The 12,060-nt window shown below is 63.7% G+C and carries 16 protein-coding genes; 4 read left to right on the top strand and 12 right to left on the bottom strand.

The features are described 5' to 3' along the window. Nucleotides 1-217 precede the first annotated feature (217 nt). Nucleotides 218-1,570 carry an oxygen-independent coproporphyrinogen III oxidase gene (hemN, locus tag ILT44_RS21760; protein ID WP_204241709.1) on the top strand — a complete coding sequence of 451 codons (1,353 nt, stop codon included), beginning with the start codon at nucleotides 218-220 and terminating at the stop codon, nucleotides 1,568-1,570. Nucleotides 1,571-1,674: 104 nt separating this feature from the next. On the opposite strand, the gene ILT44_RS21755 is transcribed toward hemN, so the two are convergent. Both ILT44_RS21755 and ILT44_RS21750 read right to left on the bottom strand, forming a co-directional pair. Beyond that, the gene (locus ILT44_RS21755; protein WP_204241708.1) at nucleotides 1,675-1,908 is read right to left on the bottom strand and encodes a hypothetical protein; all 234 of its coding nucleotides are present in this window, start codon (nucleotides 1,906-1,908) and stop codon (nucleotides 1,675-1,677) included. Between the two features lie 39 nt (nucleotides 1,909-1,947). Next, nucleotides 1,948-2,415 (bottom strand): RrF2 family transcriptional regulator, encoded by a 468-nt coding sequence (locus ILT44_RS21750; RefSeq protein WP_201861263.1) that lies wholly within the window; start codon nucleotides 2,413-2,415, stop codon nucleotides 1,948-1,950. A gap of 77 nt (nucleotides 2,416-2,492) precedes the next feature. Between ILT44_RS21750 and ILT44_RS21745 the strand changes: the two genes are divergently transcribed. Beyond that, the gene (locus ILT44_RS21745) at nucleotides 2,493-2,936 is read left to right on the top strand and encodes a group III truncated hemoglobin (RefSeq protein WP_201861262.1); all 444 of its coding nucleotides are present in this window, start codon (nucleotides 2,493-2,495) and stop codon (nucleotides 2,934-2,936) included. 40 nt (nucleotides 2,937-2,976) lie between these two features. On the opposite strand, the gene ILT44_RS21740 is transcribed toward ILT44_RS21745, so the two are convergent. From ILT44_RS21740 to ILT44_RS21715, 6 genes are all read right to left on the bottom strand, one after another. Further along, a complete protein-coding gene (locus ILT44_RS21740; protein ID WP_204241707.1) occupies nucleotides 2,977-4,890 on the bottom strand; it encodes a nitric oxide reductase activation protein NorD in 1,914 nt (637 codons plus the stop codon). A gap of 14 nt (nucleotides 4,891-4,904) precedes the next feature. Next, a complete protein-coding gene (locus ILT44_RS21735) occupies nucleotides 4,905-5,717 on the bottom strand; it encodes a CbbQ/NirQ/NorQ/GpvN family protein (protein WP_239468434.1) in 813 nt (270 codons plus the stop codon). Nucleotides 5,718-5,781: 64 nt separating this feature from the next. Continuing rightward, the gene (locus tag ILT44_RS21730) at nucleotides 5,782-7,128 is read right to left on the bottom strand and encodes a cbb3-type cytochrome c oxidase subunit I (protein WP_204241706.1); all 1,347 of its coding nucleotides are present in this window, start codon (nucleotides 7,126-7,128) and stop codon (nucleotides 5,782-5,784) included. A gap of 13 nt (nucleotides 7,129-7,141) precedes the next feature. Continuing rightward, complete coding sequence (locus ILT44_RS21725) at nucleotides 7,142-7,594, bottom strand: c-type cytochrome (protein ID WP_204241705.1); 453 nt, start codon at nucleotides 7,592-7,594, stop codon at nucleotides 7,142-7,144. Between the two features lie 223 nt (nucleotides 7,595-7,817). Further along, nucleotides 7,818-8,093: a cytochrome C oxidase subunit IV family protein gene (locus ILT44_RS21720; RefSeq protein ID WP_201861257.1), complete on the bottom strand. Its 276-nt coding sequence runs from the start codon at nucleotides 8,091-8,093 to the stop codon at nucleotides 7,818-7,820. Between the two features lie 4 nt (nucleotides 8,094-8,097). Then, the gene (locus tag ILT44_RS21715; RefSeq protein ID WP_204241704.1) at nucleotides 8,098-8,664 is read right to left on the bottom strand and encodes a cytochrome c oxidase subunit 3 family protein; all 567 of its coding nucleotides are present in this window, start codon (nucleotides 8,662-8,664) and stop codon (nucleotides 8,098-8,100) included. A gap of 134 nt (nucleotides 8,665-8,798) precedes the next feature. Here ILT44_RS21715 and ILT44_RS21710 point away from each other — a divergent pair, with 134 nt between their 5' ends. Beyond that, nucleotides 8,799-8,954 (top strand): hypothetical protein, encoded by a 156-nt coding sequence (locus ILT44_RS21710; protein ID WP_204241703.1) that lies wholly within the window; start codon nucleotides 8,799-8,801, stop codon nucleotides 8,952-8,954. Nucleotides 8,955-9,001: 47 nt separating this feature from the next. On the opposite strand, the gene ILT44_RS21705 is transcribed toward ILT44_RS21710, so the two are convergent. From ILT44_RS21705 to ILT44_RS21695, 3 genes are all read right to left on the bottom strand, one after another. Then, entirely contained in the window at nucleotides 9,002-9,694 is a 693-nt protein-coding gene (locus ILT44_RS21705; RefSeq protein WP_204241702.1) for an NnrU family protein, read from the bottom strand. A 131-nt stretch (nucleotides 9,695-9,825) separates the two neighbouring features. Then, nucleotides 9,826-10,071: a DUF2249 domain-containing protein gene (locus ILT44_RS21700; protein ID WP_204241701.1), complete on the bottom strand. Its 246-nt coding sequence runs from the start codon at nucleotides 10,069-10,071 to the stop codon at nucleotides 9,826-9,828. Further along, nucleotides 10,071-10,412 (bottom strand): metal-sulfur cluster assembly factor, encoded by a 342-nt coding sequence (locus ILT44_RS21695; RefSeq protein ID WP_201861253.1) that lies wholly within the window; start codon nucleotides 10,410-10,412, stop codon nucleotides 10,071-10,073. The genes ILT44_RS21700 and ILT44_RS21695 overlap by 1 nt, the downstream gene beginning before the upstream one ends. A gap of 190 nt (nucleotides 10,413-10,602) precedes the next feature. On the opposite strand from ILT44_RS21695, the gene ILT44_RS21690 reads away from it, so the two are divergent. Continuing rightward, nucleotides 10,603-10,863, top strand: coding sequence for a DUF1858 domain-containing protein (locus ILT44_RS21690; protein WP_201861252.1), 261 nt, complete (start codon nucleotides 10,603-10,605; stop codon nucleotides 10,861-10,863). A gap of 44 nt (nucleotides 10,864-10,907) precedes the next feature. On the opposite strand, the gene ILT44_RS21685 is transcribed toward ILT44_RS21690, so the two are convergent. Then, nucleotides 10,908-11,597: a Crp/Fnr family transcriptional regulator gene (locus tag ILT44_RS21685; RefSeq protein WP_204241700.1), complete on the bottom strand. Its 690-nt coding sequence runs from the start codon at nucleotides 11,595-11,597 to the stop codon at nucleotides 10,908-10,910. Nucleotides 11,598-12,060: the final 463 nt, after the last annotated feature.

Raw genomic sequence — 12,060 nt, 5'->3', positions numbered from 1 at the left:
CGCAAATATTTCGGCGAATACATTCGAAGGCACATTATTTTTGGCGAGCATCCCCAACGATTTGATGCAGATCAAATGATGTGTGCGCTGCGGTGGGAAAGCCGCCGGATCATATTGAGCAAGCGCAAGGAACCCCGGTGAGATTTCCTGTACGCCCCTTTGCATGAAGGGCGGACAGCCTCCCGGAGGATGGGCCGTCGATGTGAGGGTTTGCACCATGAAAGACGACCTGAGAGCGCGCTACGGCGAGGAGCGGCTTCCCCGCTACACGAGCTATCCGACGGCACCGCAGTTCTCCGACACCATCGGGCACGAGGCCTATGGGAACTGGCTGGCGTCCCTGCCGGCCGGGACGAGCACCTCGCTCTATCTCCACGTGCCGTTTTGCCGCTCCATGTGCTGGTACTGCGGGTGCCACACGACCATTACCCAGCGCGATGCGCCGATCGTGGATTATCTCGCTGTCCTGCGGCGTGAGATCGAACTCGTGACGGATCGCCTGAGTGGCCCTCTGACCGTGCGGCACGTACATTTCGGTGGCGGAACCCCAACCATTATGGAGCCCTCCGAGTTGCTCGACCTCATGGCCTTGATGCGGCAGGAATTCTCCCTTGATGAGGAAACCGAGGTCGCGGTGGAGATCGACCCACGCACCCTGACCAAGACGATGACGAAGACTCTGGGTGAGGCGGGCGTCACCCGCGCGAGCCTTGGCGTGCAGAGCTTCGACCCGGTGGTGCAGCGCGCTATCAACCGCATCCAGAGCGTCGAGCAAACGGCACGGGCCACGAACGGCTTGCGGGAGGCCGGCGTGCGCGGCATCAACTTCGACCTGATCTATGGCCTTCCGCACCAGACGGTGGAATCCTGTGTCGAGACCGTGCGCAAGAGCATTGAATTGCGCCCCGAGCGCTTTTCCGTCTTCGGCTATGCGCACATCCCGACGTTCAAGAAACATCAGCGCAGGATCGACGAGGCCGCATTGCCCGACGGCGCCGCCCGCTACGAGCAGGCGGAGGTCATCGCCGAGGCGCTCGTTGAAGCCGGTTACCGCCGAATCGGGCTCGACCACTATGCCTTGCCTGAGGACACGATGGTGAAGGCGCAAGTCGATGGCGTCCTGCATCGCAACTTCCAGGGCTACACGACCGATCCCAGCGACGTTCTGATTGGCTTCGGCGCCTCTGCCATCGGACGGCTGACGCAGGGCTATGCCCAGAACGAGGTGGTGCTGGGGCGCTATGCCGAGCGCATAGCGCGCGGGGAGCTAGCGACGGCGAAGGGGTATTCCCTCACGGCAGACGACCGCCTGAGGGCCGATCTAATCGAGCGGGTGATGTGCGACGTCAAGGTCGATGTGGCGGAGGTGTGCGGCCGGCACGGCGTGGCGCCTGAGACCATCCTGCAGGCGATCCCGCGGCTGAAGATGCTGGAGGGCGACGGTGTCATCCGGCTCGATGGCAACGTGCTGTCGCTGAATGATGACACCTGCTTCCTGGTGCGGAGCGTGGCGTCTGTATTCGATGCCTACCTCGGCCAGTCGGGCAGAACCCACAGCCGCGCGGTGTGATGGCAGCAACGAGCCCACAGGAGCCGAACCTCGGCCCGGCTCCTGTGGGCTCGTTTGTTTCGTTCCTGTCGGTGACGACCCTCAAGCCGCCACTGACGGGTTCGTCATGCGCAGGACCGCACCTGATAGACGTCCCCGGTCTTGGCATTCCGCTCTTCGTGAACCGGGCACTCATGCCAGCTGCGGTACTTGGGCGTCTGGCTTGCCTTCACGGGAGGGCAGGAGACCGGAACGGTGACGTATTCGTTGGTCAGATGGTTATAGGCATTTCTGTAGACGCACTCGGCGGAGGCGGGCCCGGCCGCGACAAGGAGCAGAGTGGTCAAAAGGGTTTTCATCGGCATGACTGTTGTCTCCTTCCGTTTTGAACGTTGATCTCAAGCAATGGCGGCGATGCCGTGTTGAGTTCTTTCACTCACCCCAAGGCGCTGGCGCAGCAGGATGCGCGGGGCAACGAGGTCAGCCAGCGTCACCTCGTCGAGCGAGGCGAAGAAGGCTTCCCTCGCTCGACCCATCGTGTGGGTGAGCAAGCAGGCGCCGCTCAGGATGCAGGTGGTTGGACCATCGCCCAGGCACTCCACCAAGGCGGTGTCGTCCTCCAGGGCGCGAACGACCTCTCCCATGCGGATGCTGGCGGCAGGCCGGGCGAGCTTCAGGCCACCGGTCCGTCCGCGCACGCCCGTCACGTAGCCGAGGCTGACCAGGGTCTGCGCCACCTTCATCAGGTGGTTGCGCGACAGCCCGTGCCGCGTGGCAAGCTCCTCGATGGTGACAAGACGCTCCTCCACGACCGCGAGGCTCATCAGCAGGCGCAGCGCAAAGTCGGTGTGCGACGTCAGCCTCATTAGAACTCCTCAAACATGCATTGAAAATACATCTTTTTGCGTCTAAGCAAAGGGGAATTCGTGAGGGGTCTTTTGGCATGAGTTCAACGACCGCGATTCCCCTGATCGAGCCGGCAAAGGGCGTGACAGAGGACATGATCCGGCATTTGGTCGAGACCTTCTACGACCGGGTTCTGCAGGATGAGGAATTAGGGCCGATTTTTCGCCAGGCCCTGTCACACCGCTGGAGCGAGCATCTGGCGATCATGGTCGACTTCTGGTCGTCCATCGCCCTGCGGACAGGGCGGTATCAGGGCAAACCGCAGGTGGCCCACAGGGGCATGGCCCTGTTGGAGGGGCACTTTGAGCGCTGGCTTGCCCTATTCGAGGCAACGGCTCGTGAGGTCTGCGAGCCTGATGTTGCGCAATTCTTCATCGACCGCGCACACCGCATCGCCGACAGCCTGCAGATCGGCCTCAACATTGGCCCGAAAGCCCTGCATCTGCCCAGCCGCGCTGCTGGAGACGGCGATCGCGGCTGAGGCTAGGTTCGCTGGTGCTTCCGCTTTCTACTGGACCATTCTACTGGACCAGGTGCCGGTAGATCGACGGCAGGGCGGAGGGGAGCTTCGCCACCTGGCCGACAATGGCATAGCCGCCACGCCCGAAGAGAGTCGGGAAATAGGACTGCGCCTCACGGTCCACCGTCACGCCGAACACGGTGACGCCGGCGCGGCGCGCCTCCATGACGGCCTTGCGCGTGTCCTCGATGCCGAAGCGGCCCTCATAAGAATCGATGTCGTTCGGCTTGCCGTCGGTGAGCACCAGCAGCAGCTTCTGCCGGTTTGGACGCTCCGCGAGTTTCGCCGTGGCGTGGCGGATACCTGCCCCGATGCGGGTGTAGTAGCCGGGCTTCAGCGCCGAGATGCGTCGTGCCACATTCTGGCTCATGGGCTCGTCGAAGTCCTTCACGGTCTCCACCCGCACCCAGGAGCGCCGCCGCGAGGTGAAGGTCAGGATGGAGTGCGAGTCGCCGCAGGCAGCCATTCCATGCGCCAGCACCATCAGTGCCTCCTTCTCCACGTCGAGCACGCGCCTGTTGTCAATCCAGGCATCGGTGGAGAGCGACACATCGACCAACAGCGTCACGGCGAGATCATGAGCCTGGCGCTTGCTGGTGAGGTGGACACGCTCCGTGCCAGAGCCGCCGGACAGCAGATCGCTGCGGGCGCGCACCAGCGCATCGATGTCGAGCTCTTCGCCGTCCGGCTGCGCCCGCAGGATCTCGTGCTTTGGCCTGAGCGCCTCGAACTGGCGGCGCACGCGCCGGATCATCCGGCGGGCCTCGTCATCCGCCTCCCAGGCCTCGCCCTGTTCGGAGGCAGGGGCTGCCAACACGCGGCAGTGGTTCGGCAGATAGGCTTTGCGGGTGTAGTCCCATTCCGGATAGGCCAGATCGGCCGTCAGGCTCGTCGTATCGACGGCCTCGGGCGGCAGGTCGAGGTCGAACTTGAGCTTGGTCGCCGGCTTGCCCTTGTGCTTGGAGAGCGGGATCTCCTCCATCCCGTCCAGAGCCTTTTCGGCGTTCTCGTCCTCATCATCGTCAGAGGGCCGGTTGACATTGACCATCTCCGCCATCGCCAGGATCTTCTCGAAGCGGTTCAGGATGAACGGGTCGCTGCGCTGGGCCTGATCCGCTTCACGCCGCGCGGCAAAGCGCTTGCGTGTATCAGACGCCGCGAGGTCGCTTGGACCGGCAGGCTCGTCGCTGTTGCGGCTGGCTGCTCCGGCTTCGCGGGCCCAGGTGTCGCCCCAGAGCGGGACAGGCAGGAAGGGCTGATAGCCGGCAGGGGCTTGGCGCGGCAGAGCCGCGTCGCCGGCCACCGTGTCCAAAAGGGCAGGCGGCGTTGCACCGTCATCCCCAAGGAGCGAGAGCACGATCTGCTCGATCCTGCTTTCCGCGGCCGGCAGGGGGCGCCGCGGCCGCGCCTCGCGCATGGCGGTGCAGAGCTCCTTGTACTGTTGTGTCAGCCCGGGGCACTCCGCCAGGACCGCGGCGACCGTCGCCTGCACCCGCCGGAGCACCAGAAGATCTCGGCGCAGCGGATCGGCTTCGGTGATCGCGCTTGTCGGCACATGGGCAAAATAGGCCGCCAGCCACAGGTAGAGCGAGCGGTTGAGCACGCTTGATGGGAACAGCTCGATCCGCGGCGGCAGGAACAGGGTGGCCGCGTCCCGTCCGGGCTGCTCCAGCCGCTCCTCGGTGACCCCGAGCCGCTGAAGAAAGTTCAGGCGGTGGGACGAGGCGCGCGCGGCGGTGCCGGCCAGCTGCACCCCGGGCTCGCCGCCAAGGCCGCGGAAGAATACGGCGAGATATCCGCGGACCTCATCAAGGGAGACGCCAAGCTCGGGGTAGCGTGGGTAGGTCGCCGCGCGGCCGACAAGCCGGTGCCAGAACTGGCCGACGGTTTCCTCAAGTTCCAGGAAGTCGAGCATGGCGTGTCTCCGGATCAGGCGAGCGTAGCGCAGGCTACCTCGGTCAGGGCTTGCTTGACGTCGAGGTCGTCAGTCAACGGCTCGATCATGGTGGCGAGCACGGCTTCTTCCGCCGGGACACCCGCCGCAATGAGGGACCCGCAGTAGACCAACAGGCGTGTGGACACACCTTCCTCCAGATCCTGCCCTTTGAGCGTGCGCAGGCGGCGGGCCAGCAGCAGAAGGGGACGCACCCGCTCCGCGGACAGGCCGCTTTCCGAGGCGACGACGGCGATCTCGTGGTCGAAGGGCAGGAAGTCGAATTCGATGGCCACGAAGCGTTGGCGCGTCGAGGGCTTCAGAGACTTGAGCAGGGTCTGGTAGCCCGGGTTGTAGGACACGACCAGCATGAAGGAGTCCGGCGCCTGCAGCTCCTCGCCCGTACGGTCGAGCGGCAGGATGCGGCGGTCGTCGGTGAGCGGGTGCAGCACCACGGTCACGTCCTTGCGCGCCTCCACGATCTCATCGAGATAGCAGATGCCGCCCTCGCGCACGGCGCGGGTGAGGGGGCCGTCCGCCCACACCGTGTCGCCGCCCTTGAGCAGGTAGCGGCCGGTAAGGTCGGCGGCGGTGAGATCGTCATGGCAGGAGACGGTATGAAGCGGCAGCCCGAGCTTTGATGCCATGTGGGCGACGAAGCGGGTCTTGCCGCAGCCGGTCGGACCCTTCAGGAGCAGCGGCAGGCGCTTGCTCCAGGCGAGCTCGAACAGGGAGCACTCATTTCCGGCCGGAACGTAGTAGGGCAGTTCGACCACAGGTTCGGGAACCGCTTGCAGGAGGGGCTTCATCGGTCAAATCCTTTGGGTGCAATGGGGAGGACGGGGCGGCCGTTCGGGGCCGCCCCGTCTATGCTCATTCGGCGGGCTGCAGGCCCTGCACCAGCCGCGGGGACTTCTCGCGTCCGGGGACGAACACCGCGTAGACGAACATCAGCGCCGAGATCAGCACGAACACGCCCGAGCCGAGGCGAATCCAGTAGAACAGGGCGAGCTGGTCCTGGACGTCCATGTACGACTGCCCGAGCACGCGTTGCAGGTGGACCTGGATGACGCCCGCGAAGGTGAGCGCGAAGGTCATCACCGACATGGCCGTGCACATGATCCAGAAGCTGACGATGCTGAGCATCTGGTTGTAGGGAGCGCGACCGAGGATCTGCGGCATGGCGTAGGCCATGACGGCGAGGTTGAGCATCACATAGGCGCCGAAGAAGGCGAGGTGCCCGTGAGCAGCGGTCACCTGCGTGCCATGGGTGTAGTAGTTCACCGACGACAGGGTGTGCAGGAAGCCCCACACGCCCGCGCCGAAGAAGGCCATCACCGAGCAGCCGATCGACCACAGCAGGGCCGCGCGGTTCGGGTGCTTGCGGCCCGCCTTCCAGGTCATCTGGAAGGTGAACACGACCATGGTGAAGAAGGGCGCGACTTCAAGGGTGGAGAACAGCGAGCCGATCCACTGCCAGTAGCCGGGCGCGCCGATCCAGTAGAAGTGGTGGCCCGTGCCAAGGATGCCGGAGAACAGGGCCATGCCAACGATGACATAGAGCCACTTCTCCACCACCTCGCGGTCGATGCCGTTGAGCTTGATCATCAGGAAGGCGAGCACGGAGGCCATGATCAGCTCCCACACGCCCTCGACCCAGAGATGCACGATGTACCACCAGTACATCTTGTCGACCGCAAGGTTGATCGGGTTGTAAAAGGCGAACAGGAAGAAGATCGCCACGCCCCACAACCCGAAGAGCAGGATGTTGGTGACGACGGTCTTGCGCCCTTTAAGAGCCGTCATGGTGATGTTGAACAGGAACATCAGGCACACGACGACGATGCCGACCTTGATGACGAAGGGCTGCTCCAGGAACTCGCGGCCTTCGTGGATCTTGAACATGTACCCGACCACCGCGACGCCGGCTGCGCCAAAAAACATCCAGAACTGGATCTTCGCGAGAAGCGGGCTGAAGAGCTCGGTCTCGGTTTCTTCCGGAACCAGGTAGTAGGTTGCTCCCATGAAGCCGATCAGCAGCCACACAATCAGCGCGTTGGTGTGGATCATCCTGACGACGTTGAACGGCAGCAGTTCGGAGAGCGTATTGGGCAGGACATAGATCGTGCCGGCGAGAACGCCGAACAGGACCTGGGCGATGAACAGGGCCAGGGCTCCATAGAAGTAGAGCAGGGCCACCTTTTGCGTTTGGTATTTCATGATATCGGCCCCCTTAGCCGGCGTTGTTCGGCGGCCAGTTCTGGGTCTTGATGCGGCTGGTCCATTCCAAGAAATCAGCGAGGTCGTTGAGTTCCTGGTCGGTCAGGTTGAACTGCGGCATCTGCCGCCGTCCTTCGATGCCGGTCGGCTGTGCGGCCATCCAGGCCTTGAGCGTCTCGCGGGCTCCCGCAGGGTCTTCCTTGCCGCCGTAGCGAACCCAGACGTTGCCGAGCTCGGGGGCGAAGTAGGCTCCCTCGCCGAGGATGGAGTGGCAGTTGATGCAGGAGTTCCTCTCCCACACGTGCTTGCCGCGGGCGACGGAGGCATTCAGCGTCGACACATCGGTCGACGTGGTGTTCATGTAATAGTGACTGTGGGCGGTCAGGCCAACGAAGATAGCGAAGAAGAAGAACGAGCCCCCGTAGAACACGTTTCTCGCCGCCGATTTGGTGAGGACTTCAGCCATCACACGATCCTTTCTGTTGTGGCAGTGGAGAACAGGTGCGGCTCACGCCGCAGGCGCATGCCAATGGTGGCGGACTCCGCGAACGGATGGCCGAGTGATCGGTGCTGGACATGCCGATGGGCCTTGGGTTGCATCAGGCACCGGATGGTGCGCTCCCGTCCCTGATGACAGGAGCAGCAGCGCCGCTCTTTGCTCTGGAGCAAGCCCCGTAACGAAAGGTCGTTTATCCGCGCAGCAAGGACAGAGCGGTGGCGGCCCACGGGATGACAGTGACCAGCCCAAGCCAGCAGAGAAACAGGGTCTGCCAACCGGCCGGCACGCGACGGAGCTTGAGGAAGTCCATCAGCATCCAGCGCCCCTTGGCGAAGGCGGCAGTCAGGATCAGCGCGTTTGCCGCCAGTCCAGTCCAGCCGGAACCGCCTGCGCCGAGGCTGAGAAGGGTGAGCAGGACAAGGAGGCCCCAGGCGCGAGTGACCTGGCGCGCGGCGGTCTGTGTCATCGAGCTATCCAATCAGGTAAATAAGCGGGTACATGACGACCCAGACCAGATCGACCATGTGCCAGAAGGCGGTGCCGGTCTTCAGGTTCTCCAGGCTGTCCGAAAATGTGACGGCGACGAGGATGACGATGCCCAGCAGCACATGAAGGAGGTGGAAGCCGGTCAGCAGGAAGTAGAGCGTGAAGAAGGTGTCAGTCTCCAGGCCGATGCCTGCTTGGGCTTTCGTAATGTACTCGGTGATTTTAATGGCGATGAAGACGATGCCCAACGCCATGGCCCCTCCGAGAAGGAGCCGCGCCGCACCGCGGCGGCCGACGGACCGAGCCTCGACCGCCAGGGCAGCGAGCCAGCCGCTGGTGATCAGGACAAGGGTGTTGATGCCACCAAGAGTTGGGTCGAGTTGCACCTGGCCCGCCGCGAAGAGATCATGGTGAACGGCTCCTGCGATGGCGAACGTCAGGAAGAGCAGCCCGAAGGTCACGACTTCGGTCAGGATGAGCACCCACATCATCGGGTGTCCGGGCAGGTCCGAGAGGGCGCCCCAGGAGCGATCTTCTTGCGCAAGATTCATTGCTTGTCCACGATAACAAGTTGGCCGATGACGCCTCCTACCGCTCGCTGTCGCATTCTTCGTTGCGATGGCACAAACAACTCTCCCGCATTCTCGGCCATAGAGAGGCCACACGAATTCAGGAGATCCGTCACATGAGCGATGCCCAGGTTGGTTTGGTGATGGCGACGCCGCTGATCGTCATCTTCGCCGTCATGCTGTACCGGATGGGGGTGCTGCGCCCGACCGGGACGATCACGGCGGTGACCATGTCGGTCGTGATCGCGGCCGTCCTGTTCCTCACGCAGTAAAGTCCCCGCGGCGGCCAGCCGGGACCCGCTCCCGCCGTCTGGCAGGGCTATCCCATGGCCGCAAGGCCGGCGAGGGGATCCGCGCCGATCAGAAGCGCATGACCCTGCAGCACGAACCAGATATAGACAGCGGCAGCGATCAGCGCTGGCAGGATTAGAGAGCGCAGCGCGTGCCACCGGGCTCGCCCCGAGAGGACCGCCGCGAAGGGGAGGATGGAGGTTCCGGCCGCCAGCTCCCGCCAGCGCTCCGGACCAAGGCGCTTGCGTGCCTTGACGTCGAGCAGGACGAACCCGAGCAGGGAGAACAGAACCATCGCACTGAACAGCAGGAGCGCGACCACGGTACCATTCGGTGGGATGTGGGCCACCGCCCAGATCAGGAAGGCCCATAGGACTGGGTGCCGCGTGACGGCCGTGACCGGCCCAGGCTCCGCGCCGCTGCGAAGGGAAATTGAGAGGGGATTGGCTGCCATGAGGCCAGCGACGAACAGGAACGCCGCGACCGGCATGGCGATGAACGGGACGTGCCACTGCCACGGGGCCGGATCCCAGAGCCACACGGTGTCAGCGCGCTGGGCGGCCACGATCAGCCAGCCCAGAAGGACGAGAGACAGGATTGAGTACGCGATCAGATAGGTTGATCGCCCCATCGCGTCGATCAACCGCGCGCGCAAACCTGGGCTCGCCGGAATGACGTGGGCCGCCACGAAAACCGCCAATGCGCCATAGAACTCAATCATCGTGAATGCCGTCCGATGGATGCGCGGGCAACGGAGGGGAGGTTGTGCAGGTGCCAACTGGCGACAACGGCACCTTGCAAAGATGGGGGCGGAGCCGCCGCGGCCCCGCCTATGTCAGTCGCCGGGCTCCCTCAGGCGGCGCGGCTGATGCGGACCCGCCAGAGCTCGGGACCCTCCTCCTGGTAATCCCAGCCGAACTCGCCCGGCCGCTCGACATTGAACTGGTAGAACAGAGGCCGGGGATCGTGGTCGTTGACCAGCAGGAAGGCCTCGCCGGGGGCAAGCTGATCGAAGGTGTTGAAGATCAGGGGATGGCGCATCCGCGGCATGATCTGGCGGACGTCGATGACGGTTTCAGTGACGTTGCAGCTGCACATCAGGCTATGGTCCTTGGTGCGCGGCCGAGAAGCTCCTGGCCGCGGGCGGTGATGAAGTCGGGAGTCCAGACAGGATCCCAGACCAGACGAACGTCAATGCGGGGAGCGTCCTGAAACCGATGCGCCAGACGCTCGCGCGCCTCCTCCATGATCATTTCGCCCAAGGGACAGGCGCGGGTGGTGAGGGTGAGCGCGACCTCGACGGCCTCGGGCGTCCGGCGAGTCTGATAGACCAAGCCAAGATCCACGACGCTAAGGCCGATCTCCGGATCCAGAACATCCGTCAGACAATCCAGGACATCAGGATCCAGGGCGTGCTGCCGCTTGGAATTGTCGCTCATCGGCTCTCCTCTTCCGCTCGCATCGACGGCAGGACCTTGGCCGATTGAAGCCCCGTCATCTTTGCCCTGCAGCAAACAAAACAACGATTGTTGGGCCTCATCATTCGTCTCCTTGTCGTCGCGCAAAGAACGGCGAAGGGAACTCGGTAAGTTGAGGCATCTCAATTGCATCATCACTTTGGAGGCCGTCATGCCTGTTGAAGTCACCCAGCTCGTCGACGATGTCATGCGACAGTGCCCTGCCACGATCCGGGTCTTTCTGAATCACAAGATGCGTTGCGTCGGCTGCCCGATTGCCTGCTTCCACACGGTTGACGATGCGTGCCGGGAGCATGGGGTCGACCGTGCGAAGTTCCTGGCGGATCTGCGCGCGGTTGCCACCAAGGAGTCGGCTTCCGCGTCAACGGTGGAGCCTGAGCTTGTCACGGCCCGCTGGCCTGCGGTTCCGTGACGGGGCGCCGCATTCCGTCACGGGGTGAGGTGTTTCCCGAACCGTCAGCTCTCCGCCAGCAGGAAGAGCTTGTGGGGATCGCGGACCGTGATGCGCTGGCGTCCGCCCGTGACGAGACCCTGCTCCTCCCAACTGCTCAGGATGCGGCTCACCGTGTGGAGCGTTGTTCCCGTCATCTCGGCGATGTCTTGCCGTGAGATCGGGAAATCGATCTGAACACCTTGCTCGACCTGCCGGCCCGCTTGACGGGCAAGACGCAGCAGCGCATGCGCGACGCGTTTTTCGACCTGCTCCGTCGAAATCTCGACGACACGTGTGTGCGCGTCCTGCAGCCGGCCCCCCATCGTCTGCAGCGTGTTGACCGCAAGCGACGGGTGCTTTGCGACGAGGCGTGGCCAGACAACCGCCGGCCAGACCAGCGCGATGCTGTCCACGATGGCCAGGGCCGTTGCGGGATAGGTTGCGCGGCCCATGGCCATGGCGATCCCGAAGATCTCACCGGGCGTCACAAACCGGACCACAACCTGCTGCCCGTCGGAGGTCACCTTGATGACGCGCAGATGCCCATGAAGAAGAATGAAGAAGGACTGCGCCTCCTCATCCTGCTGGAACACGGCCGTCCCTTTCGGATAGCGGATGGGCTGTGCCTCCCGCAGGATCTCATCGAGATCGCTCGCCGGGAAGCCTGCGAACATGGGCAGACCGGCCACCAGGGATTTATCCAAGCTCGGCATCAGAAAATTCCAGTTTTGCCCTAAGGGATGGAATGAGGGCGCATACGATTCATACAAGAACAGACAGCCAGACGTCATCCTCCAGACCGTAGCTTGTTGCCTCACCCGATGAAGGTTGTGTGCCAATGTTTGCGCCAAAAGGGGTGTAGACACTTCCACAGGTCGGGCCACAATTGCCCGTCCGCGAGCACAACAACAAAGCCCGACCTGTGGCCCACGGCGGAGCACGCCTGCCCTCGATCCGGGCTGGCAGAGGGCCGAGTTGATCTCAGTCTGTCTTTGAGGATGGCGGTTACCGAAGAGGGCGTGGAGACCCGCCGGCAGTTGAATCGCCTGCAGTTGAATCGCCTGCAGGCGCGAGGCCGCGACGAGGCCCAGAGCTATTTCTTCAGCAGGCCCGTTCCGGCCGGGGAGATCGACGTCTGCCTGGCACGTCTGGAAGCGGTTCGGATGTGGTGGTCCG

Origin of the sequence: Microvirga arvi, assembly GCF_016892765.1 — a bacterium.
Taxonomy (GTDB): domain Bacteria; phylum Pseudomonadota; class Alphaproteobacteria; order Rhizobiales; family Beijerinckiaceae; genus Microvirga; species Microvirga arvi.
Note: the sequence above shows the minus strand (reverse complement) of the source record. Positions and strands in the feature narration are given on the sequence as shown.